The sequence below is a fragment of the Corallococcus macrosporus genome (assembly GCF_017302985.1).
In the GTDB taxonomy this organism is placed as follows: Bacteria; Myxococcota; Myxococcia; order Myxococcales; family Myxococcaceae; genus Corallococcus; species Corallococcus macrosporus_A.
On record NZ_JAFIMU010000002.1, the window covers coordinates 204781 to 229380 of the forward strand.

Below are 24600 nucleotides of genomic sequence, written 5' to 3' on the forward strand. Positions count from 1 at the left end.
TGAGACACGGAATGTGTCTACTTCGCGCCGGTGCGCTCGCGGATCTCGCTGGCCAGTTCCTGCCGCTGGGCCGGGGTGAGGGTGCGGTGGACCTCCAGCACGGCATCCACCGCCTTGTGGGCGAAGGCGCGGGCGGCGTCGATGCGCGCGTCCACCAGGGCGTGGAGCTTCGTGGCGTCGGGCGTGGCGGACTCCAACTGGGTGACGGCCTCGGCGCGGGCGGCCTGCTGGCCTTCCATGAGCGCCTGGCCTTCGTTGAGGAGGCGGTCCTTCACGGCGTGGATGGAGGTGCGCTGGGCCTCGGTGGCGTCCAGGTCATCCAGCGTGTCGTTGACCTTCCAGGTGACCATCTGGTGGATGCGCTCCGGGTCGGGCGTGCCGCGGTGATGGCGGCCCCAGCCGAAGCCGGTGAGCAGGGTGACGGCGACGACGGCGGTACCAGCGATGGCGAGCGTCTTCTTCATGGCGTGTGGCTCCAGAGGCGTGGGGTGTCTTTCCCGCTGCGTGACTGGACCCAAGATGCAAGGCGCCGGTTGCGGTGGTTTGAGCTGGGGGTGAAGAAGTGTGAAGGGCGGGCTTCAACGGCGACAGGGGGGCGAACTAACGTCGCGCGCCATGGAATCCCAGTCTGAGTCTGTCGTTTCCACACCCGTGCGGCGCCCGCGCGTGTGGACGGTGTTTGTCGCGTTCGCGGTGATGTTCGGGCTGCTCGTCACGGGGAGCGTCCTCGTGAACCACGTCGCCACGGGCATCGAGGCGGCGAAAGCCGGCGTGGACCCGAGCGACAGCGGATTGACGGAGCGGGTCGAGTCCCTGCCATGGCCGACCGTGGCGGTGGTGATGATGGTCGGCGTGGTGGCGCTGAGCCTCGCGCTCCTGGGTGGCAGGCTGTCCCCGCAGCCCCTGCGCGACCGGCTGCGCCTGCGGGCCGGCGTGCCGCTGCCGGCCTGGGCCTGGGTCACGGCGGCGGTGGGCTGCTTCGCGGTGGGACAGGTCCTGGAGAGCCTGGCGGTGCTCACGGGAGCGTGGAGCTGGACGGGGTCGTTGAAGGGATTCCAGGCCGCGAGCCAGGGGCCGCTCGGGACCTTCGCGCTGCTGTTGTTCTTCGGCTCGCCGGTGGCGGGCACGGCGGAGGAGCTCTTCTTCCGGGGCTACGTGCAGACGCGGCTGGTGGAGCGCTGGGGTCCCAGGGCGGGCGTCGTGGTGGCCGCAACGCTCTTCGGCCTGCTGCACCTGGATCCGGTCCACGGGCCCATCACCCTGATGGTGGCCTTGTTCCTGGGCTGGCTCGCGGTGCACACGGGAAGCGTGCGGCTGCCCATCTTCGTCCACATCGTCAACAACGGAGCGTCCTTCCTCCTCGGCCGCTACGCGCCGCCATCGTCCGAGTACCCGACGTCCGTGCACACGGCGCTGCTCTGCGTGAGCACGCTGGTGGTGGTGGGTGCCGTGACGTTGCTGCGGCGAATCCCTGGGGCCCCGAAGACAGAAGCACCCGCGATGCTCGTGGGCGCGTGAGCTTTCAGCGGCCGTCCCAGAACGCCATGTCGCCGTACTCCCAATCCCAGGGGACGCCGGCCTCGCCCAGCACGAAGCGGACGAGGTGGGGATAGGCGGGTTCAGCGCGGACGTCGTTGCTCAGGATGAGCACGCAGCGGCGTCCGCGCGGCAGGCATACGAGGGTGTTGGCGGTGCTGTCGTTGTGGCCGTTCTTGAAGAACCCGCGACCCTGGGGACCATCGAACACCACCACGCCCAGGCCCGCGGCCAGGTCCTTGCGCCGAGCCTCCGGAGGCAGTTCATCCTGAAGAGTAGGGAACTGGCTCCGCGTGGTGATGGGCAGTTGCGGCGAGGTCATCCGGGCGAAGCTGTCCGGTGACAGCCCCTCGCCACGCACCAGCGCCGCGGCGAAGCGAGACAGGTCATCGAGGGTCGTATCCATGGAACCCGCCGCGCGAACCCGGCTGCGTTCGTCGTGCGGCTCCACGCCGCCGTCCAGCTTCCAGCCGTCGGCCAGGTTGTTCGCGAAGTCCGGCCGCCACGTCATGCTGGTGGTGCGCATGCCGAAGCGGTCGAACACGCGCCGTTGCAGCTCCGAGCCCACGTCCAGCCCGAGCCCGCGCTCGAGCACGAACTGCATCAGGATGATGCCGTCACCAGAGTACGCGAAGCGGCTGCCGGGAGCGAAGTGGATGCGCAGCCGCTCGTCAGGTTCGAGGAACCCGAAGTTGGCGAATCCCGCGCTGTGGGTGAGCAGGACGCGAGGCGTGATGTCCCGCCAGCGTTCGTCACCGGTCAGGTGCGACCAGGTCGAGTAACGGTCCTCGTCCGGATACGCCGGCAGCGGCTTCTCCAGGTACTTGGAGATGGAGGTGTCCAGGTCGATGCGCTTCTCATCCGAGAGCTGCATCACGAGGTAAGCGAAGACCGTCTTGGTGATGGAAGCGCCATACATCACCGTGTCCGTGCGCAGCGGTTCGCCCTGAGCATTGCGAGCGCCATAGGCCCGGGTCGCCACCACGCGTCCGTCGTCAATGACAGCAATGGCCAGCCCCTTCGTGCCAGTCGCGGCCATCGCGCGAGCCGCTTCCGCATCCAGCGCGGCGATGTCCGGAACGGGCGGCACCTCGCGGCGAGCGGACGTCGTGGCACAGCCGCAGACGAGCATCAGACCCAGGCTCCAGGCACGCAGCCGCTTCATGCAATGGGCTCCCATCCGCGAAACATGAAGCAGACCCTATCGTCCGTACAACGCGCGCGCCTACGGCGCGATTGCTCCGCAGCGGTGGATTCGCGGCGTGGCCCGCATGGGCGATACCCTCGTCCGCTTTGGAATTTCCAAGGAGAAGACGTGCATGCCGCACGTCAACACGGAGCGCGAGGCCCGCTATGGCACATCGGACCCGACGTACCTGATGTACGCGCTGGGCAAGAAGATGCTGATAGACCTGTGCGAGGAGACGAAGGTGAAATGAGCCGGGGCTTCACCTTCCAGCGCTTCCTCGACGCCGTCGCTTCCCACAGCTACCGGCCGTGCCACGGCACCTTCGAGCCCGCGGCCCTGCGTCGAGCCGTAGCTGTCAGTGCTGCGCCTTGAACCAGCGCACCCATGCGTCCGCGACTTCCTTGGACGGGTTGTTGATGGAGTGGGGGTCCAGGACGAGGGAGAAGGCATAAGCGTCGCGGGCCAGCAGGTCGCGTTTCACCGCGTAGTCGCCTTGTGCGTCGCGCTGGGGCGTGCCTTGGGCGTCGCGCTGGATGTAGCGGCTGTGGGTGGCGAACTCGTCCATGCGGCGCTGGTACTGGCCGGTGCCGTAATAGTCGGTGAGCGCCTGGGTGATGCTCAGGGCTGGTTTCTGCCGCAGGCGGTTGGCGAGGTTGAGCCCATCAATGTCGCCGTACCAGTCTTCATTGCCCTCGCGGCTGATGGCGAGGTCCGCGCGGTGAGCTGCGTTGTTCCCCTTGGCGGTGTTGCGCACCGCCGAGGCCACGTCCCCTGTCAGCGTCACGGTATCGAGAGTGAAGGGGTTCGGGATGGCGACTGGCGGAACCGTCGGGACCAAATAGGACTTGGGGACGCGGGCCGAATTCACCTGCCAGTCGAGCGCGGCGGTCACATGGCCCATGTCGACCTCACTGCCGTCCGGGGAACGCATTCGACCGCCGTAGCCGCCCACCGCCTGGCCGCCGCTGTAATCCGGGGCATGCGGCAGGCCCGCCGCGAGGACCTTCCCCTCGGAGGCAGGCAGTGAACCGCGACCCACATTCCACGTCACGCTGTTGTAATAGGTCTGACGGGCGATGGTGGCCGCGCCGCTCTTGCCCAGCTCCAGCTCCAGCTTGGGCATACGCTCGTTGAAGACGGTGAATCGCGCGCGCTCCACGGCGTCTTGCGGTTGGCCTCGCTCCACGTTTTCCAGCGCGGCGATGTTCTGCTTCAGCCGGACGATCTCCGCCTCCGTCGCCTCAGCCTTGCCGGTGAAGGCATCACGGCCCTTCTGAATGATGCTGCGGTTGTCCAGCCCCAGTTGCAGCCGCCCCGCCGTCTGGCGCAGGTCGGACAGCCGTCGCTGAGTGCCCAGCGCCTGTGCGTATGCGGCGTCGCTCACCTTTCTGACGCCCTGGGCTGCATGGGGGCCGCGGCTGCGGTCCGGTCCAAAGCCATCCTTCACCTGTTGCTGCGGCTGCGGTGTAGGAAGGAGGGACGTGGCTAACCCCTTCTTGGTCTCGCGGAGTGGGGCCGCCAACATTGCGGATGTCCGGGCTCCTGCGGGAGGCGTGGACGCGCGATAGCTTTTGACGGTCACGGGCAGCCTTTCGCGAAGCCTTGAGGGCGCCCACAGTATCGACGGTCGTCGCTTGCGATTGCTATGTGGGTTCCTGTCGTTCCCCTGGCCGAGGGATGGAAATTCGACTAGCACCCAGACAGTCATGTCTGAGAACCCTGCCATTCGCACGGATGCCGCCAACCTGCTTGCCTCGCTCATGCCCGGGGGGCTGTTCGGTGTGGCACTTGTGTTTCTTGCCGGGCAGCCTGGCTTTGGCTGGCTCATCAACCCTTCCCGGTACCCCTGGGAACTGTGGGTGATAGCGCTGGCGGGCACGGTGGCGACGACGGCGGGCGTGTTGGACTGGCGCTATCACCGCACGGCAGGCATCCGCGTAGGGCCTAACGAGCACCGCGCCGAACTACTCGCCCTGGCGGGAGGGGGGCTGCCCCTGTTCCTCCTGATGTGCGCCGCCTCGGTGGCTCGGCAATCACGGGCGTTTCTATTGCCCGTCCTCGTCGTGCTGCTGTGGACGGTGGTTCTCATCTGCTACGACGAGTTCGTCTTCCACCGGCGGCGGTGTGACGGGCACGAGGCGCTGCTACACCGCACGCTGCTGGCGGGGCATTGCGCGGCCTTCCTGGCCTGGGCGCACTTCTGCTTTGTCCGCGAGGTCTTCCATGGTTGAGGCCCTCGCCGCTGTCCTGCCCGACTCGCTGCGGCGGGGCGCGAGGCTGCTGGAGCGCGCAGCGCGGCTGTATGACGCTCCCAACTCGCCCCTGCCCCGGCGGGCCAGGGGGGCCTGGCGGGGAGGCTTCCAGGGGGGCGCGGCGTGGATGGCCGGGGCGATGGCGCTTGTGCGGGGCCAGGCTGTGCGCGCACCGCCCCAGGGTGCCTGGACATGGGGATTGGCGAAGTATTCCGCCTCGTTCCTTGCCGCGCTTGGCACCTGGGCCCTGGCGGTGGGCATGGGGGGACCGCACGCGCTGGGACTGGTGCTCGCCCTGCCCGCCTTCTATGCCGTGGAGGTACAGGGACTGTTCCTCTTTCCGGTAGCCATCGACGGCGCTCCGCATCCCTGGCGAACCGCGCGCGCGATGCTGCGGGACGTGGGCGGCACGCCAGGCGCGATGGGCACGGTGGGGGTGCTGGCATCGGTGATGCTGCTGGGCGGGCTGGCTGGACGCGGGCAGGTGCGATGCTGGTGCTTGGGCTGCCTCGCGGTGGTGCTCTGGTACGAGGACCTGCGGACATGAGTTTCGCCGGGCTCTTCGCGCTCGCGGTGGACGCCGTGAGCGTCCACGCGGTGGGGCAGGAACAGGGCTTGTGGGTGAAGCGTCGCCGCGCCGGGATGGGGGCGGTGATTGCCATTGGCAATGTCTTTCTATACCAGTCACGCAGCCGCATCCGCATGTTCTCCTCATGTGCTCGTTGGCAGGAGCGGGAGCTGGCATCCTTCAAGCTCCTGCATCCGGGCCGGTTCGCCGAGCCCCGCGGAAAGGGGGCGGTCGCGCTGGAGGCGCTTCCTGGGGAAGGACTGGACCAACTCGCGACGCGGGGGGAGTTCACCCCCGAAGTGGCCGAGGCCGCCGCCCGGGAACTGCGCCGGGCTCATGCGCTGGTCTATCCCGGCACCGCAGAGCCGTGGTCGCACGGGGACGCGCACCTGAAGAACTTCCTCTACGAAGCGGCCGGCGCGCGCGCGTGGCTCATCGACTTCGAGACGCGGCACGAGGCGCATCTGGCCCCCGAGGCGCGCCATGCGGACGACCTGCTCGTCTTCTTGTTGGACTTGGCGGGACGCGTCCCCAGGGCCGAGGAACTCTCGCGGGCGTTTCTTCGCGCCTATGCCCGCGAAAACGTGCTTCGCGCCCTGCTCGCCCGGCTGCGGCCCCCCCGGGGATTGGAACGGGCGCTGTGGCGGAGCCGCTCCGGGCATCTGCCCCAGGCGCGGCTCCTGGGCTGGCTGGAGCACCTCCGTGAGGATGTGATCCGCCTGACTCAGTCTCCGGAGCCGCCTGTCGACGCGGGATGAAGCCCTTCGCTGACAGCCGCTGCTTCGCCGCGAGCACCAACTCCAGGATGGACGCGACGAGCGCCTTGCGTCGGTCCATGTCCAGGGGCGCGGGGAGCAGCGTCTTGAGCACAGTCGCGAAGCCCAGCGCCCTCGCGAGGACGGCTGCCGTTCCGCCTGCCTCCGGTCGGCCTGCCACGGGCTTAAGGTGGGGCGCTACCATCGACCGCCATGGATTGTCCTTCCGAGCCAGCCTCCGCCGTCACGTCGCCTGCTCCTGCGTCACCGCGCCCGCGCGTGTGGACGGTGCTGGTGGCCTTCCTGTTGCTGCTGATGGGGATCCTCGCGGTGAGCGTCACGGTGGCCAGCATCGCGATGGCGGTGGAGATCGCCCGCACAGGAGTGGATCCCCGGGACAGCAAAGCCATCCTGGCCCTGACTGAACAGCTCAAGACGATGTCCTGGCTCCAGGTGGCTGGAGTCATCACGTCGAGCCTCCTGGGGCTGACTGCCGCGCTCCTGGGCGGGTTCCTGTCCCCGAAGCCCCTGACGGAGCGGTTGCGGCTGGGGAAGGGGACACCGTTGCCGGCGTGGGCCTGGGGTGCCGCGCTCGTGGGCTGCTTCACGATGGGACAGGCGCTGGAGAGCCTGTCCGTCCTCACGGGTGTCTGGGATTACACGGCGTCGCTGAAGGGGTTGCAGGCCGTCAGCCAGGGCTCGCTCGCGACCTTCGCGCTGTTGCTGTTCTTCGGCACGCTGGTGGCGGGCACAGCGGAGGAACTTTTCTTCCGGGGCTATGTGCAGACGCGGCTGGTGGAGCGCTGGGGGAAGTGGGCCGGCATCGCGGGCGCTGCGGCGCTCTTCGGGTTCCTGCACCTGGATCCCATCCACAGCCCCATGGCCTTGATGATGGGCCTGTTCCTGGGCTGGCTCGCGGAGCGCACGGGCAGCCTGCGCCTGCCCATCTTCGTCCACATCCTCAACAACCTGACGTCGTTCCTGCTGTCTCGCTACGCGCCGCCCACCGCGGAGCTGCCAACCTCCGTGCACGTGACGCTGCTGGTGGTGTGCTCACTGGCGTTCGTGGGCGTGGTGCTGGCGCTGCGGCGGTCGGCATTTCATTCAGTGCGAGGTGGGACTGAACAGCATCCGTTGCCGCAACACGCTCAGTGACTCCAGGTCCGCAGCCACCTTCCGGACCTCCGCCATGGCCGCGTCCGCTGCCTTCAGCGCCTCATCCTCCAGCCCTTCGCGATACTGGTGCGCGGCGAAGTCAGTCCACTGTTCCCAACGCGAGTAGAGCCGCATGGGCCAGTCGGAGAGGCGGACTTCCGCGTAGTAGGGATCGGCTTCGCGCTTCGCCGGACCACATCGCAGGACCCAGGCGCGCCCTCCTGAGAGGACACCATTGGCGAGGACGGAGTCGTCCTTCCAGAGATCGAAATAGCCGCGAGAGAACCGCTCCCGGTGCGGCCAGCGAGCCAGGCAGTCGAAATGCAGCGGGGCGTCGCAGAAACGCCACAGCTCATCCTCTTTAGGAAAGGCCACTCCCGAGGTCGCTGTGTAGGGCTTCGACAAGTCAGTGCTGCCGCAGATGGCGCAGCTCGTGAATCCCTTGATGATCATTGCCATGGAGTGACACCCTACTCAGGGACCCACGGCACCGCGAACCTCTCCTGTCGCATCCGGCAGCTCCGCCGCGAGCTTCGCCCTCAACGCGGTCACGACGTTCGGATGGTCCCCCGCCACGTCCCGCAGCTCCGACGGGTCCGACACCGTGTCGAACAACTGCACCCGCACCCCATCCGGCGTCGGCAGCTCCAGCAGCTTCCACCGCCCCAGATACACGCCGCGGTGCCGGGCCCGGCGCACCGGCCCCTCCCACTCCGGCTTCAACGCAATCTCACCCGTATCCCCCTCCACCATCGCAATCTCATACAGCCACGGGTACGGCATGCGCACCGTCTGGTACGGCTGACCGTCCCGGTCGCTGAACCACACGTCCGTCTCAATCAGCGCGGGCACGTCCGGCAACGGCTTCGGCTCCGTCCCCGGCCGAGCCAGCGACGCCAGCGAGCGACCCCGGAACGACTCCGGCGCGGGCACGCCCAACAGGTCCAGCACCGTCGGCGCCACGTCCAGCGAGCGCGCCCGCTGCGTCACCTCGCGCCCTGACGCCACCTGCCCGGGCAGCCGCACCGCGAACGGGATGCGCAAACCCGCGCTGCCCCACAGGTGGTCTCCATGCCCCTGGCCCAGCCCCTCGTCCTCCAGGTGCTCGCCATGGTCCGACAGCAGCACCACCAGCGTGTCGTCCCACCGGCCCCGCCGCTCCAGGTCCGAGCGCACGCTCCCCACCAACCCGTCGAACGTGCGCACCGCCGCGTCGTAGTTCGCTCCCAGCGCCGCGACGTCCTCCGGCGTGGTCGCGGACGCGTTCGGATCCACCTCCATCCGAGGCGTCGCACCGAAGCGCCACGGTCCCCGGTAGCCATGCTCCACGTACTTGCCCTCCTGCGGCCACGGCGCCGCGTAGGGGAAGTGCGTGGACGACGCGAACACCACCAGCGCGAACGGCGCATCCTCCGGCAGCCCGTCCAGCACATGCCGCACCCGCGTTCGCAGCGGGGCCGGGTCCGTCAGCTCCGGGAACTCGCCCCGTTCCTTGAACAGCCCCGGCGCCAGCGCCGTCCATGGCAACAGCGCCACGTGCGTGATCAGCATCCGCTGCCGCACCAGATCCGGGAAGCGGAAGTCCGGCGCGGACACCACCTGGAAGCCGTACGGGAAGCGCGTGAAGTGGTCCCCCGCGTAGTCCGCCACCACCGCCGTGCGGTAGCCCTGCGCCTCCAGCACCGTGGCCAGCGTGGTGAGCTTGGCCTCGCGCGCCTCGCGCCCCACCAGCGTGTGCACCACCGGGTGCTCGCCCGCGTACTGCGACGTGAGCAGCGTCGTCCACGACGGCGCCGTGCGCGGCACCTGCACCACCGTGTCGTTGAAGCGCGTGCCTTCCCCCATCAGTTGGTCGATGTTCGGCGACGTGGCCCTCGGATAGCCGTTGCCCGACAGGCGGTCCGGCCGCAGCCCGTCCGACGCCAGGATGAGCAGGTTCGGCCGTGCGGGAGCCCCGGCCTTCGTACCGCCCGCCGCCCGCGCGAGGCCCAGCCCCGTGAAGCCCGCCACCGCCGCCGCGGCCGTCACTCCGCCCAGCACGCCGCGCCAGCGAGGGGACTCGGCCAGCCACCGGCCCACCACCGCCAGCACGCTCAACACCGGCAGCACCAGCGCGGCCATGACCCAACCCGACGGCTGCGTGCCGCTCAACCCCCGCAGCACCGCCGCCGTCACCTCCGAGCGCGCATACAACGTCGCCGCGTACAGGTGCGGATGCCGCGCCATGTCCCCCGCGACGAGGAACACCTCCACCACCAGGCACCCCAGGCCGCTCAGCCAGAACACCGCGCGCCGGCTGCGCCCCGCCGCCCACAAGCCGGCCCCCAAGAGCGCCCCCAGCACCAGCCCCACCACGCAGTACGCGCCAATCAGCCGCGCCACCTGCCACAGCACCACCCCGCGCCATGCGTTCCAGACGTACTCCGTGACGATGCCGCTCTCGTTGCCCTGGTAACCCAGTTGCATGTTCAGCAGGGCACAGAGCGTGTAGAGCACCAGGAAGACGAGCAGGCCCGCCCGGCAGCCCAGCAGGAGGGCGCGAGCGAGCGTCGGCGGTGTACGGGCGAAGGCGGGCATCCTGGGGCAGCGTGGTCACGAATCCCACGGCGCACACCCCACGCCGGAACGGAGTGCCCACGCCCGGACGTACGGGGGGCCGGAATTCCGCTCCGGGTGTCTCCCAGGCCGGTTTTCCGGGCCCCGGCTCCGAGCGGGCCCAGGTGTTTTCGCCAGGGCCGTCACTGGACTGGCGAGCAGGGGTTGCGGGCTCTACTGTTCAGGCGCCTCTTTCTTCACCGGGAGCCGGAACGCCCATGTCCTTTACCCACCTTCACCTCCACACCCTCTATTCGCTGCTGGATGGGGCCATCCGGATGAAGGACCTCATCAAGACGGTGAAGGAGAAGGGCATGTCGAGCGTGGCCGTGACGGACCACGGCAACATGTTCGGCACCATCGACTTCTACAAGAAGGCGAAGGACGCCGGTATCAAGCCCATCCTCGGCCTGGAGGCGTACGTCGCGGGACCCAAGGGGCGCGAGGACCGTTCCGAGAAGGTGGCCCACCACCTCATCCTCCTGGCCAAGAACGCGGAGGGCTACGCGAACCTGCGCTACCTGTCCTCCACCGCGTACATGAACGGGTTCTACTACCACCCGCGCATCGACAAGCAGGTGCTCGCGGAGCACAGCAAGGGCCTGGTCGGCCTCACCGCGTGCCTGGGCGGTGAAGTGACGAGCGCGTGCTTCCGCGGCGACATGGACCACGCCCGCCGCGTGGCCGCCGAGTACAAGGGCATCTTCGAGCCCGACAGCTTCTATCTGGAGGTCCAGTCCAACGGCATGGCCGAGCAGGACAAGGCCAACGAGAACCTGAAGCAGCTCTCGCGCGACCTGGACATCCCGCTCGTCGCCACCGCGGACGCGCACTACATCAAGCGCGAGGACGCCAAGGCGCACGAGTTGCTCATGTGCATCGCCAGCGGCAAGACGCTGGCGGACAACAAGCGCCTGCGCCACTCCACCGACAAGCTCTACGTCACGAGCCCGGAGGAGATGCTCGGCTTCTTCGCGGACTCGCCGGAGGCCGTGCACAACTCCATGCGCATCGCGGAGATGTGCAACGTGGAATTGAAGCTGGGCAAGCCCATGCTCCCCACGTTCAAGGTGCCGGACGGCCACACGCCGGACACCTTCATGTCGGAGCTGGCCTACGAGGGCCTGCGCCAGCGCTTCAAGGAGCTGGAGGGCCAGTACCCCATCGACCGCGAGCAGTACCAGGCGCGCCTCACGCTGGAGCTGGGCGTCATCCAGCGCATGGGCTTCTCCGGCTACTTCCTCATCGTCCAGGACTTCATCAACTGGGCCAAGGACCACAACATCCCGGTGGGCCCGGGCCGTGGCTCCGGCGCCGGTTCGCTGGTGGCCTACGCGCTGCGCATCACCGACCTGGACCCCATCCCGTACAACCTCCTCTTCGAGCGCTTCCTCAACCCGGAGCGCGTGTCGATGCCGGACTTCGATATCGACTTCTGCCAGGACCGGCGCGACGAGGTCATCAAGTACGTGGGCCGCAAGTACGGCGAGATGAACGTGGGGCAGATCATCACGTTCGGCTCGCTCAAGGCCAAGAGCGTGCTGCGCGACGTGTGCCGCGTCTTCGGCCTGCCCTTCAGCGAAGGCGACCGCATCGCCAAGCTGGTGCCCGAAGTCCTCAACATCACCTTGAAGGAGGCCATCGAGATGGAGCCTCGCCTCAAGGAGATGATCGAAAAGCCCCAGAACATCGGTGAGGTGGAGGGCAACCCCGTCACCACCAAGGACGTGCTCGAAATCGCGCTCGCGCTGGAGGGCCTGCACCGCCAGCCCGGCATGCACGCCGCGGGCGTGGTCATCGCGGACAAGCCGCTCTGGGAGTTCGTGCCCGTCTACCAGCCGCCGGGCGAAAAGATTCTCATCACCCAGTTCGCCAAGGACGAGGTGGAGGCCGCGGGCCTCGTGAAGTTCGACTTCCTCGGCCTGAAGACGCTCACCGTCATCCAGCACGCGCTGGACCTGGTGAACCGCAACCACGGCAAGGACATCAAGCGGCACGAGATCCCGCTGCACGACGAGAAGATGTGGCAGCTCATGGCGGAGGGCGACACCGCCGGCGTCTTCCAGATGGAGTCCAGCGGCTTCACCGAAATGGTGATGAAGCTGAAGCCCACCTGCTTCGAAGACGTCATCGCCGCCGGCGCGCTCTACCGCCCGGGCCCGCTGGACTCCGGCATGGTGGACGTCTTCATCAACCGCAAGCACGGCCGGGAGAAGGTGGCCTACCCGCACCCGAAGCTGGAGCCGGTGCTCAAGGACACCTACGGCGTCATCGTCTACCAGGAACAGGTGATGCAGATCTCCCAGGTGCTGGGAGGCTACACCCTGGGCCGCGCCGACCTTCTTCGCCGCGCCATGGGCAAGAAGAAGGCGGAGGTCATGCAGGCCGAGCGCGCCGGCTTCCTGGAGGGCTGCAAGACCAACAACGTGGACCTGAAGGTCGCGGGCGAAATCTTCGACCTGATGGAGAAGTTCGCCGAGTACGGCTTCAACAAGAGCCACTCCGCGGCGTACGGCCTGGTCACCATCCACACGGCGTGGCTCAAGGCCCACTACCCGTGCGAATTCATGGCCGCCCTTCTCACCAGCGAGAAGGACAACACCGACAAGGTGGTGAAGCACATTGGCGAGGCCCGCGAGTCGGGCACGCAGGTGCTGCCGCCGGACGTGAACCTGTCCGACCTGGCCTTCGGCGCGGTGGAGGGGAAGATCCGCTTCGGTCTGGGCGCCATCAAGGGCGTGGGCGAGGGCGCCATCGAGTCCATCCTGGAGGCGCGCAAGGAAGGCCCCTTCAAGAGCCTGTTCGACTTCTGCGAGCGCGTGGACGGCCGCCGCGTCAACCGCAAGGTGCTGGAAGCGCTGGTGAAGGCGGGCGCCTTCGACTTCGAGAAGCGCCCCCGCGCGCAGCTCTTCGAGACGATTGAGCGCGCGATGAACCGCGGCTCCTCCAGCCAGAAGGACCGCGCGGCGGGGCAGAGCTCTCTGTTCGGGATGCTCGCGGGCCCCGCGTCCTCCGGCACCGGCCTCAAGGACGACTACGCGCAGGTGGAGGAGTGGCCGGAGAAGGAGCGGCTGGCCTTCGAGAAGGAGTCCATCGGCTTCTACGTGTCCGGCCACCCGCTGTACCAGTACGAGAAGGAGCTCAAGCGCTACGCGCGGCCCATCACCGCCGTGCAGCGCGCGCGCCGCGACGAGAAGCTCACCGTGGCGGGCATCATCACCGTGCTGCGCGAGCGCCCCACCAAGACGGGCAAGCGCATGGCGTGGGTCACCATCGAGGATTTGTCCGGCTCCACGGAGCTGGTGTGCTTCCCGGGCAAGGACGGCACGCGCAACGTGATGGGCAAGGACGGCAAGTGGTCCAAGCAGGGCCCCAAGCCGGGCTACGAGCACTGGGAGCACCTGCTCAAGTCGGACGACCCCATCCTCGTGACGGGCACCGTCCAGATTTCCCAGCGCGACGAGAACACGCCCACCGCGGAGCTCATCGTCGAGGACATCCAGAGCCTCAAGGCCGTGCGCGAAAAGCGCACCAAGCGCCTGGAGCTGCGCCTGCCCGCGGAAATCGTCACCGAGGAGCGGCTGGCCAAGCTCAACGAGCTGGCGAAGAAGTACGCGGGCGCCACGCCGGTGGCGGTGAGCGTGCTGTTCCCCGGGGAGGCGGAGGCGCACATCTCCGGCACCACGCTCAAGGTGCAGGTGAACGACGATTTGCTCCTCGCGGTGGACCGGCTCTTCGGGCAGAAGGTCGTGGAGTTCGGCTGACAGCGAAAGGAAGCGACTCCATGGCGGACAGCGTGTTCAAGGACGGGCTGCTCAAGGGCAAGACGGCGTTCGTCTCCGGCGGCAGCAGCGGCATCAACCTCGGCATCGCGACCGCGTTCGTGAAAGCGGGCGCGAAGGTGGCCATCAACGGCCGCAACGTGGAGAAGCTGGAGGGCGCGGTGAAGGGCCTCCAGGCCCACGGCACCGCCATGGGCGTGGCCGCGGACGTGCGCGACTACGCGTCCGTGACCCAGGCCCTGCAGCAGGTGAAGGACGCGTACGGCGAGATCGACATCCTGGTGTGCGGCGCCGCCGGCAACTTCCCCGCGCCCGCGCTGGGCATGTCCTCCAACGGCTTCAAGGCGGTGATGGACATCGACGTGCTGGGCACCTTCAACGTGTCCCGCGCCGCCTTCGAGCACCTGCGCAAGCCGGGCGCCTCCGTCATCAACATCTCCGCGCCGCAGGCCTACCTGCCCATGGCCATGCAGGCCCACGTGTGCGCCGCCAAGGCCGGCGTGGACATGCTCACCCGCGTGCTCGCCATCGAGTGGGGCGGCGCGGGCGTGCGCATCAACGCCATCACCCCGGGCCCGATTGAAGGCACGGAGGGCATGAGCCGGCTGGCCCCGTCCGAAGCGGCCCGCACGAAGCTCGCGGAAGCCCTGCCTCTCCAGCGATTCGGGACGCCGGACGACATCGCCCGGCTGGCCCTGTTCCTGGCCTCGGACGCGGCGTCGTACATCACCGGCGCCATCATGGTCTGCGACGGCGGCCAGTCCCTCCTGGGCGGCGCCGCGGTGCTCCAGGCCATCAACGGCTGATGGCAGTCGCCGGCCCTGCTTCGCGGTGGCCGGGGAATGTCTGCTAGAAAGTGTTGCAGCCCTGCGTGCCGTACACGAAGCCGCAGGGCTGCTCGCTGGACAGGGACATCCATGACGCCACGCTTTGCCTTGCTCGCCCGCTGTCTGGGGGTGGGTTTGTTGTGTCTGGGATTGTCCCTGGGCTGCACGGAGCCTGGAGTCTCCCCGCTACCGCCGCTGGTGCATTCCGGGGGGGACGCGGGCACGGACGCCGGGACGGACGCAGGCGCGGATGCAGACGCCGGGACGGACGCGGGCGCGGATGCGGGCACCGAGCCGACCGTGGATGCGGTGAACTCCACGGTGACGGTGAATCGCCCCGGGGCCATTCCGGCGGACGGCCAGGAAGTGGCGGTCGTTACGGTGACGGTGCTGCTGACGGACGGCTCGCCGGCGGTGGGGCTGACGGTGACGGTGACGGTGACGGGAGAGGGGGCTTCCGTGACGCAGGCTGCCGGCGCGACGGACGCGGAAGGCCGAACCACCGCGAAGGTGGCTTCGACGGTGCCGGGCATGAAGTCGGTGATGGCGTCGGTGACGGATGCCCTGGGCAGCAAGGTGTCGCTCACCCAGACGGCCACGGTGGAGTTCGTGGAGGTCCGCACCGTGAAGACGCTGGCGTTCCGCTCGACACTGCCGGATGGCGTGGCGGGCGTGCCGCTCCAGGGCCTGGTGGTGGAGGTGCGGGACGGCGCTGGCGCGGTGGTGGCGGACAGCACGGCGGAGGTGACGCTGTCGCTGGGCTCCGGCGCAACGGCATCCCCGGAGGGCCTGTTGACGGTGTCCGCGGTGAATGGCGTCGCGACCTTTGCGGACGTGGTGCTGAAGAAGGCGGCTGGGGGCTACTCCTTCATGGCGAGCGCTTCGGGCTTCGAGCCCGTCACCAGTTCCGTCTTCACGGTGGCGCCGGGGGCCGTAGCCGCACTGGGATTTGACCACCGCTTGGAGACCGCCACTGCGGGTGTGGCCCAGGACCTGGAGGTCACGCTCGCGGACACGTACGCCAACACGGTGACGAACTACACGGGCACGGTGAAGCTGACGTCCACGGACGCGGCCGCGGCGCTGCCCTCCCACACGTTCACCGCCGCGAACGCGGGCAGGTTCAAGTTCCAGGGCCTCACCTTCCGCACGGCCGGGCCTCAGACCCTGACCCTCGCGGACCTCGCGGGCGCCTTCTCGTTCACGTCCTCCGTGGACGTGTCCGGCGCACTGCCTACGCACATGGTCTTCACGCAGCAGCCGGCCACGCGGGTGTCGACGCGCGGGGCCTTGGGGCCCGTGAAGGTCGAGTTGAAGGACCCCTTCGGCAATACCTCGCCGGTGACTGGCATCCTGGTGCGTGTATCGGTGCCGGCGGGTGCCTTCACGCTTTCGGGAGGGTTGCAGCAGTGGGCTGATGGGGGTGTCGCGACGTTCCCGGACCTGAGCCTCATGGGACATGGCATCACGCACCTGATTGCCTCCGTGGCGCCTCTCCAGATGCAGGATGTGAGCGGCGCGGACGTGCAGGTGGTGGACGACGTGGCACCCGCGAAGCCGGAGTTGACGCAGACGGAGGGCACGGAGACGGGGCTCACCGTGCAGTGGACCGGGGTGGGGGATGACGGTGTGCTGGGGCAGGCGACGTCGCAGGAGTTGCGCTACTCAACGTCTGTCATCACCACGGATGCGGCCTTCGACGCGGCGACGCCAGTGACTGCCGCTGTCCCCGGGCCTCCGGGCACGGTGCAGTCCGCGACGCTCTCCGGCCTGAAGCCGGCCACGACGTACCACGTGGCGTTGAAGGTGACGGACGCGCACGGCAACTCCGCGCGTTCGGAGAGCCTCGCGGTGTCCACCGCGGATCCGCAGGTGACGCAGTTGGCGTTCACGCCGCAGCCCTCGAACGGTACCGCGGGCTCCGAACTCGCGGACGTGAAGGTTTCGCTGCTGGACGCGCGCGGGGACGTCGTCCCCAAGGCCTCCAGCGTGGTGACGTTGACCCTGACCGGTCAGCCGGGCTTCCCCGCGGTGACGGTGTCTGCGGTGGATGGCGTGGCCACCTTCTCCGGCCTGCGCGTGGACACGGCGGGCACGTATACGTTCACCGCTATGGAGGACGCGCTGACGAAGGGGAGCCAGCCCTTCACGGTGGACCCCGGTGCGGCGGCGAAGCTCGTGCTGTCGGCCCTGCCGGCCTCGGTCTCCGCGGGCGCTTCACTCGACGTGACCGTGTCCGTAACGGATGCGTACGACAACCGCCTGGAGGACTACGCCGGCACGGTGCACTTCACGGCCTCGGACACGCAGGCGGTGCTGCCCTCGGACGCGGTGTTCGCCCCGCCGGACGGGGGACAGAAGACGGTCTCCGGCCTCGTGTTCAAGACGGCGGGAGCGCAGTCGCTCACCGCCACGGCACCGGCCCTCACCGCGACGGTGAACACCGAGGTGCGCGCCAGCACGGCGGCGTCCCTGGCGGTCGTCGCGAGCGCGGAGCCCGTCATCGCGGGGCAGGCGTCGAGCTACGAGGTGGTGGCGCATGACGCCTGGGGCAACGTGGCGAAGGACTACGCGTCCACGGTGACCTTCGCCTCCTCGGACACGCGGGCGGTGCTGCCGGGCGCGTACACGTTCACCCTGCTGGACGAGGGCCGGCACCTCTTCAGCGTGGAGTTGCGCACCGCCGGGGACCAGGACGTCACCGTGGAGGACGTGGCGGACCCGTCACTTACGGCTACGCATCCCTACGCCATCGTCCCCGCCGCTGCCGCCCAGTTGGCCTTCGTCTCCGCCCCCGCGACGGGCTCGGTGAGGCAGGCGCTGGCGGATATCGCGGTCGCGGTGAAGGACCTCTACGACAACACAGTTGCCAGCGCGTCCGCTGATGTGCAGCTGGCGCTGGTGGGAGGCACCTTCGCCCAGGGCATTCCCACGCGCGCCGCCGTGGACGGTGTGGCCACGTTCAGCGGCCTCAGCCTGGATGCCGAGGGCACGTACCAGCTCCAGGCGAGCGCGGACGGCTTCCAGGACATCACGTCCGGGGACCTGAGTGTCTCCGATACGCAGGCGCCGGCCGCCGCAGCGGGCTTCAGCGCGACGGCGGTGTCGGGCGACAGCATCCGGCTGGCATGGCAGGCCCCTGGCGACGACGGCGTCCTGGGCACGGCCGCTCGCTACGAGCTGCGCTACGCCATGTCCGCCATTACCGACGCCACCTTCGACTCCGCGACGCTCGTGATGGGCGTGGCCGCGCCGAAGACGGTGGGCACGGCGGAGTCCTTCACTGTCAGCGGCCTGATGGTGGGGACGACGTACCACTTCGCGCTGAGGACCTTCGACGGCGCGGACAACGCCAGCGCGCTCGCCAACGCGAGCACCGCCACCACCAACCCCTGCGACGGCTACGTGTGCTCGCCGCCCGCGTCCCAGTGCGCGGAGGACGGCACGTCGCTGGAGGTGTACTCGTCGGTCTGCGTGGTGCAGGGCGGCATGCCGACCTGCGAGCCCGGCGAGCCGAACCTCCAGGCCTGCCCTGGCGCGGACGCGGTCTGCTACGCGGGCGCATGCGCCACGGCGCCGCACCCGGGCGCGGGCGAGCTGGTCCTGTCGGAGGTGATGCACTCGCCGTCCGCGGGCACCACGGAGTACCTGGAGCTGACCAACACCACGTCGAAGCTGCTGGATGCCAACGGCCTGGTGGTGAACCTGGTGAACGGCGCAGGCACGCCCACGACCATCACGGTGAACCACGGCCACGCGCTGCTGGTGCCGGCCGGGAGCCGCACGGTGCTCGCGCAGAGCGCGAACTTCGGCACCAACGGCGGCGTGGCTGCGAATCACGCCTGGGGCCCGGACATCTCCCTGGACAGCACCGGCTCCATCACGCTCGAGCAGGGCACGGTGACGGTGGACAGCCTCACGTATACGAACGCGTTCCCGCAGACGACGGGCCGGGCCATGAGCCTCGCGTCCAGCATCGTGGGGACGAAGGGCAGCGCTCGCGCCTGGTACTGGTGTGAGTCCACCGGCAGCCTCTCCGGCGGAGACCGGGGCACGCCGGGCCAGGCCAACGACGACTGCGGCCTGAACGTGGAGAAGCCGCTCAACTTCTGCGCCATCCAGTCCCCGAAGACGTTCCCGTCGGGCAGCGCCTACCCGACGTTCATCACCGCCACGGAGAGCTACGACATCCTCAGCCAGTTCAACAGCTCCGACGTCACGCAGCGGAACACGAAGGGCAACGACTTCTATCCGCGCATCGAGGCGCAGCTGGGCTACGGCACGGACGCCACCAACCCCGCGGGCTGGACGTGGAGGGCGGCGGACTTCAACGCGGCCTTCAGCCCGTCGAACTCCAACAACGACGAGATGAAGGCCGCGCTGCGGATTCCCACGGCCGGCACGTACAGCTACGGCTTTCGCTACCGGTTCACGGACGCGGGCGCGCCGTGGGTGTACTGCGATCAGAATGGCAAGACGGTGCCGCCCGCGGGCACCTGGGGCACGGTGCAGGTGGCCAAGCCTCCGCTGACGAACCACGTGGTCATCAGCGAGGTTTCCACCTCCAGCGTGGCGAACGCGGATGATGACTTCATCGAGCTCTACAATCCGACCCATACGGACATCGACCTGACGGGCTGGAAGCTGATGTACAGCCACGCGTGGACTCACTGGACGGACTACACCCTTGCGGCGACAGTGGCCACCACCACGCCCCGCAAGGTCATCAAGGCGCATGGCTATTTCTTGTTCGCGAGCCCCCGCTTCGCCTCCAGTAATCCGTCCGTGGGCGTGGATACGGTCTGGGTCAGTTTCGTGGACCTGCAGCTAGGTGGGGGAAACATCCGGCTGGGTGATCCGACCTCAGCCCTCAAGGCCACCACGACGACGGGTGTCGTGGACACGCTGGCCTACGGAACGGGCCTTCTGGTGGCCGAAGTCTCAGCGGCCATGGCGCCGCCATCAGGCGGGGGCAGTATCGAGCGCAAAGCCGTGTCCACCTCCGGCTCCGGCTCCATGTACTACCCGCTTGGCGAGGATGCCTTGAGGGGCAACGCCTACGACTCGAACTTCAACTTCGCGGACTTCGTGGAGCTCTTCCGGCGCGCCCCCCAGAACTCCGCGAGCCCGATCGAGTTCTACTGATGCCCCCTCCTCCCTGAGAAGTCCCAGGAAGGCTCCCTCCAGCACTCACGCCGGGGTCACCTTCCGCCTTTGGAGCACGCTGCGACGGCGGCCAGTCCCTCCTGGGCGGCGCCGCGCTGCTCCAGGCGATGAACGGCTGAATTTCAGTTGATGTGCAAAGTTCCGGCCCTGCTTAGCGGGGGCCGGGGGATGTCTGCTAGAAAGCACTGCAACCCCGCGTGAAGCGCACTTCGCCGCGCGGGGCTGCTCGCTGGACGGAGACATCCATGTCCCCACGGATCGCTGTGCTCGCCCGCTGTCTGGGGCTGAGCGTGCTGTGTCTAGGGCTGTCACTCGGCTGCACGGATTCAGGAACCTCCCCTCAACCTCCGCCCGAGGCGGAGAGCGTGGTGGATGTCGCGGCCTCCACGGTGACGGTGGACCGGCCCACGGGCGTGCTCGCGAACGGCAGTGACACGGCGGTCGTCACGGTGACGGCGCTGCGCAAGGGGGACGGCTCGCGGCTGTCCGGGCGCGCGGTGTCCGTGACGGTGGAGGGGGAGGGCGCCTCCGTCCTGGAGTCCGCGGCCGTGACCGACGTCTCCGGCGTGGCACATGCCCGTGTGTCCTCCACGGTGCCGGGCGTGAAGACGGTGAAGGCGTCCGTGAAGGACGACACCGGCAAGATGGTGACGCTCACCCAGACGGCCACGGTGGAGTTCGCGGACGTCAGCACGGTGAAGACGCTGGCGTTCCGCTCGGCGCTTCCGGATGCCGTGGCGGGCGAGCCGCTCAAGCTCCTGGTGGTGGAGGTGCGGGACGGCGCCGGCGCGGTGGTGCAGGACAGCACGGCGGAGGTGACGCTGTCCCTGGGCTCCGGCGGCATCGTGTTCCCGGAGGGACTGGTGAAGGTGGCGGCGGTGAACGGCGTCGCGACCTTCACGGACGTGGTGCTGAAGAAGGCGGGCGGGGGCTACCACTTCATCGCGAACGCGCCGGGCTTCGAGCCCGTGGCCAGCACCGTCTTCAAGGTGGAGCCGGGCCCGGTGGCGGCTCTTGGATACGACCGCTTCCTGGAGACCGCCACGGCGGGCGTGGCGGAGTCCCTGGAGGTCACGCTCGCGGACACGTACGCCAACACGGTGACGAACTACACGGGCACGGTGAAGCTGACGTCCACGGACGCGGCCGCGACGCTGCCCTCGCACACCTTCACCGCCGCGGACGCGGGCAAGTTCAAGTTCCAGGGCATCACCTTCCGCACGGCCGGCCCCCAGTTCCTGACCATCGCGGACAGCGCGGGTGCCTTCTCCTTCGAGTCCCGGGTGATGGTGTCCGCCGCGGAAGTCGTGAAGCTGGCGTTCACGCCTGAGCCGGCGAACGGCACCGCGGGCTCCGCGCTCGCGGACGTGAAGGTGTCCTTGCTGGACGCGCGCGGCGACGTGGTCCCCACGGCCACCAACCTGGTGACGCTGACCCTCACCGGCCAGCCGGGTTTCCCGGCGGTGCAGGTGGCCGCGCAGAACGGCGTGGCCACCTTCCACGGGCTGCGCGTGGACACGGTGGGCACGTTCACGTTCACCGCCACGGCGGGCGCGCTGACCCAGGTGAGCCAGTCCTTCACGGTGGGCGCCGGTCCCGCGGCGAAGCTCGTGCTGTCGGCCTTCACGGACCCGGTGGACGCGGGCGAGGAGAGCGACGTGAGCGTGGCCGTGACGGATGCCTACGGCAACCCTCGCAAGGACTACGCCGGCACCGTGCGGTTCACGTCCTCGGACGCGAAGGCGGTACTGCCGGAGGACGTGACCTTCGTTCCGGCGGACGAAGGGGAGAAGACCGTCTCCGGCCTCGTGTTCAAGACGGCGGGAACGCAGTCGCTCACCGCCACGGACACCGTCGTCACGGCGCTCACCGCGACGGTGGACGCCGACGTGCGCGCCATCTTGGCCGCCTCCTTCGAGGTCGTCGCGGGCGCGGGCCCCTTCGTCGCGGGCCAGTCGCTGAGCTACGAGTTGGTGGCGCGTGACGCCTACGGCAACGTGGCGGAGGAGTACACGTCCACGGTGACGTTCTCCTCCACGGACACGCAGGCGGTGCTGCCCGGCGCGTACACGTTCACGCTCCTGGACGAGGGCCGGCGCCCCTTCAGCGTGGAGCTGCGCACCGCCGGGGCCCAGGACGTCACCGTCGCGGACGTGGCGGACCCGTCGCTCACTGCCACGCACACCTACGCCATCGGCTCCTCCGCCGCCGCCCAGCTGGCCTTCGTCTCCGCGCCCACGACGGGCTCGGTGCGGCAGGCGCTGGCGGACGTGGAGGTGGCGGTGCGGGACGCCTATGGCAACACCGTCACCGATGCGAACCTCGACGTGACGCTGTCGCTCACGGGCGGCGCCTTCGCCCAGGGCAACCTCACGCGCGCGACCGTGGACGGCGTGGCGACGTTCTCCGGGGGGCTGGTGAATGACGAGGGCACCTACCAGCTCCAGGCCGGAGCCGACGGCCTCGCGCTCATCACGTCCGCGGACCTGATCATCTCCGACACGCAGGCACCGGCCGCCGCGGCGGGCTTCAGCGCGACGGCGGTGGACGGCGCCAGCATCCGCCTGGACTGGCAGTCCCCGGGCGACGACGGCGTGCTGGGCACGGCCGCGCGCTACGAACTGCGCTATGCCACGGCCGCCATCACCGACGCGAACTTCGACTCGGCCGCGCTCGTGACGGGCGTGGGCCTGCCGGGCACGGCGGGCACGGCGGAGTCCTTCACCGTCACCGGCCTGACGGCGGACACGACGTACCACTTCGCGCTCAAGACGTTCGACGGCGCGGACAACGCCAGCGCGCTGGCCACCGCGAGCACCGCCACCACCAACCCGTGCGACGGCTTCGTGTGCACGCCGCCCGCGCCCCAGTGCGCGGAGGACGGCTACTCGCGGGAGGTCTACGCGTCCGTGTGCGTGGTGCAGGACGGCGCGCCGGCCTGCGTGGACGGCGACACGACGCTGGAGACCTGCACCGGCTCGGATGCGGTCTGCTACGCGGGTGAGTGCACCACCGCGCCGCACCCGGGCGCGGGTGAGCTGGTCATTTCGGAGGTGATGCACTCGCCCTCCGCGGGCACCACCGAGTACCTGGAGCTGACCAACACCACGTCGCACCTGCTGGACGCGCAGGGCCTGTCGGTGACCCTGGTGAACGGCGCGGGGACGGAGACGTCCTTCACGGTGAACCACAACCCCACGCTGCTGGTGCCCCCGGGCGGCCGGACGGTGCTCGCGCAGGACGCGAACTTCACGCGCAACGGTGGCGTGGCGGCGAACACCGACTACGGCATCGACAAGTTCATGGACAGCACGGGCTCCATCACGCTCAAGCAGGGCCCGGTGACGGTGGACAGCCTCACGTATACGAACGCGTTCCCGCAGACGACGGGCCGGGCCATGAGCCTCGCGTCCAGCATCGTGGGGACGAAGGGCAGCGCTCGCGCCTGGTACTGGTGTGAGTCCACCGGCAGCCTCTCCGGCGGAGACCGGGGCACGCCCGGCCAGGCCAACGACGACTGCGGGCTGAACGTGGAGAAGCCGCTCAACTTCTGCGCCATCCAGTCCCCGAAGACGTTCCCGTCGGCCATCAGCACCGCTGACAGCTACGACATCCTCAGCCAGTTCAACAGCTCCGACGTCACGCAGCGGAACACGAAGGGCAACGACTTCTACCCGCGCATCGAGGCGCAGCTGGGCTACGGCACGGACGCCACCAACCCCGCGGGCTGGACGTGGACCGCGGCGGACTTCAACCCGGGCTTCACCACGCCGGGCTCCAACAACGACGAGATGAAGGCGAGCCTGCAGATTCCGACGGCCGGTACGTACAGCTACGGCTTCCGCTACCGGTTCACGGACGCGGGCGCGCCGTGGGTGTACTGCGATCAGTCCGGCAAGGTCACTCCGCCTGCCGGCACCTACGGCTCCGTGACGGTGGTGAAGGCTCCGCTGACGAACCACGTGGTCATCAGCGAGGTCTCTTCTGGAAGTTCGGCGAACACCGATGATGACTTCATCGAGCTCTACAACCCGACCCACACGGACATCGACCTGACGGGCTGGAAGCTGATGTATCGCTCCGTGAGTGGCACCTCGACGGACTACACCCTCGCGGCGACCGTGAGCGCCACCACGCCCAGGAAGATCATCAAGGCGCATGGCTATTTCCTGTTCGCGAGCAGCCGCTTCGCCACCAACAACCCGTCCATTGCCGTGGACATGCCGTGGGGCAACGGTGTGGACTTGGCCGGAGGCGGGGGCAACATCCGCCTGGGTGATGCGACCTCGACGCTGGTGCCCACCAATGCCGTGGGGGTCGTGGACACGCTGTCCTATGGAACTGGGCGCACCCTCCCCGAAGGCTCTCCGGCGACGGCGCCAGCGAGGGGCAGCAGCATCGAGCGCAAGGCCGTGCAGGAATCGACCTCCACCTCCATGGGCGGGGTAGGCACGGACGCCTCGCGAGGCAATGCCTACGACTCGAACAACAACTCCTTGGACTTCGTGACCCGCGACGCCCGGCAGCCCCAGAACTCCCAGAGCCCGCTCGAGTTCTACTGACGCCTCCGTCCCACCCCCGCAGTCCCAGGAAGGCCGCCTCCGGCACGCACGCCGGGGCGGCCTTCCGCCGTTTGAAGACCGCCCGCCCGTCCGCCGCCCGACGGACGGGGCAGGGAAGGGCGTCCACTGCCCGGCACCTGCTGGCCCCCGGTCACTCGGATGCTGCCAGGGCGTGCGGGGCGCATTAGCTTTGAGCCCTTCGCCGCACACCCA

Annotated in this window: 14 protein-coding genes; 9 read left to right on the forward strand and 5 right to left on the reverse strand. The window is 68.9% G+C overall.

Going from position 1 to position 24600, the window contains the following annotated elements; translation table 11 throughout:
- Positions 1-17: 17 nt before the first annotated feature.
- Positions 18-464 carry a Spy/CpxP family protein refolding chaperone gene (locus JYK02_RS01325; protein ID WP_207048035.1) on the reverse strand — a complete coding sequence of 149 codons (447 nt, stop codon included), beginning with the start codon at positions 462-464 and terminating at the stop codon, positions 18-20.
- A 187-nt stretch (positions 465-651) separates the two neighbouring features.
- Between JYK02_RS01325 and JYK02_RS01330 the strand changes: the two genes are divergently transcribed.
- The gene (locus JYK02_RS01330; protein WP_207048036.1) at positions 652-1518 is read left to right on the forward strand and encodes a CPBP family glutamic-type intramembrane protease; all 867 of its coding nucleotides are present in this window, start codon (positions 652-654) and stop codon (positions 1516-1518) included.
- A gap of 4 nt (positions 1519-1522) precedes the next feature.
- Here the strand turns inward: JYK02_RS01330 and JYK02_RS01335 are convergent, their stop codons facing one another.
- Together JYK02_RS01335 and JYK02_RS01340 are read right to left on the reverse strand one after the other, a co-directional pair.
- Positions 1523-2701, reverse strand: coding sequence for a serine hydrolase domain-containing protein (locus JYK02_RS01335; protein ID WP_207048037.1), 1179 nt, complete (start codon positions 2699-2701; stop codon positions 1523-1525).
- 379 nt (positions 2702-3080) lie between these two features.
- Positions 3081-4109, reverse strand: coding sequence for a hypothetical protein (locus JYK02_RS01340; RefSeq protein WP_207048038.1), 1029 nt, complete (start codon positions 4107-4109; stop codon positions 3081-3083).
- 322 nt (positions 4110-4431) lie between these two features.
- Here JYK02_RS01340 and JYK02_RS01345 point away from each other — a divergent pair, with 322 nt between their 5' ends.
- The 4 genes from JYK02_RS01345 to JYK02_RS01360 all read left to right on the forward strand — a co-directional run bounded on the left by JYK02_RS01345 (position 4432) and on the right by JYK02_RS01360 (position 7455).
- Positions 4432-4956, forward strand: a complete 525-nt coding sequence (locus tag JYK02_RS01345) for a hypothetical protein (RefSeq protein ID WP_242588289.1) — start codon at positions 4432-4434, stop codon at positions 4954-4956.
- A 220-nt stretch (positions 4957-5176) separates the two neighbouring features.
- Positions 5177-5524, forward strand: coding sequence for a hypothetical protein (locus JYK02_RS01350; RefSeq protein ID WP_242588290.1), 348 nt, complete (start codon positions 5177-5179; stop codon positions 5522-5524).
- On the forward strand, positions 5521-6303 hold the full coding sequence (locus JYK02_RS01355) for a hypothetical protein (protein WP_207048039.1): 783 nt from the start codon (positions 5521-5523) through the stop codon (positions 6301-6303). Before JYK02_RS01350 ends, JYK02_RS01355 begins: the two co-directional genes overlap by 4 nt.
- A gap of 210 nt (positions 6304-6513) precedes the next feature.
- The gene (locus tag JYK02_RS01360; protein ID WP_207048040.1) at positions 6514-7455 is read left to right on the forward strand and encodes a CPBP family intramembrane glutamic endopeptidase; all 942 of its coding nucleotides are present in this window, start codon (positions 6514-6516) and stop codon (positions 7453-7455) included.
- On the opposite strand, the gene JYK02_RS01365 is transcribed toward JYK02_RS01360, so the two are convergent.
- The gene (locus tag JYK02_RS01365) at positions 7405-7914 is read right to left on the reverse strand and encodes a hypothetical protein (protein ID WP_207048041.1); all 510 of its coding nucleotides are present in this window, start codon (positions 7912-7914) and stop codon (positions 7405-7407) included. The two genes, JYK02_RS01360 and JYK02_RS01365, sit on opposite strands and share 51 nt — an antisense overlap.
- A 15-nt stretch (positions 7915-7929) precedes the next feature.
- Positions 7930-10032, reverse strand: a complete 2103-nt coding sequence (locus JYK02_RS01370; RefSeq protein ID WP_207048042.1) for a sulfatase family protein — start codon at positions 10030-10032, stop codon at positions 7930-7932.
- A gap of 236 nt (positions 10033-10268) precedes the next feature.
- Between JYK02_RS01370 and dnaE the strand changes: the two genes are divergently transcribed.
- The 4 genes from dnaE (at position 10269) to JYK02_RS01390 (ending at position 24387) form a co-directional block, all read left to right on the forward strand.
- Positions 10269-13814, forward strand: a complete 3546-nt coding sequence (gene dnaE, locus JYK02_RS01375; RefSeq protein WP_207048043.1) for a DNA polymerase III subunit alpha — start codon at positions 10269-10271, stop codon at positions 13812-13814.
- A gap of 20 nt (positions 13815-13834) precedes the next feature.
- Positions 13835-14638: an SDR family oxidoreductase gene (locus tag JYK02_RS01380; protein WP_207048044.1), complete on the forward strand. Its 804-nt coding sequence runs from the start codon at positions 13835-13837 to the stop codon at positions 14636-14638.
- A 111-nt stretch (positions 14639-14749) separates the two neighbouring features.
- Positions 14750-19804, forward strand: a complete 5055-nt coding sequence (locus JYK02_RS01385) for a lamin tail domain-containing protein (RefSeq protein ID WP_207048045.1) — start codon at positions 14750-14752, stop codon at positions 19802-19804.
- A 386-nt stretch (positions 19805-20190) separates the two neighbouring features.
- Positions 20191-24387, forward strand: coding sequence for a lamin tail domain-containing protein (locus tag JYK02_RS01390; RefSeq protein WP_207048046.1), 4197 nt, complete (start codon positions 20191-20193; stop codon positions 24385-24387).
- Positions 24388-24600 lie beyond the last annotated feature (213 nt).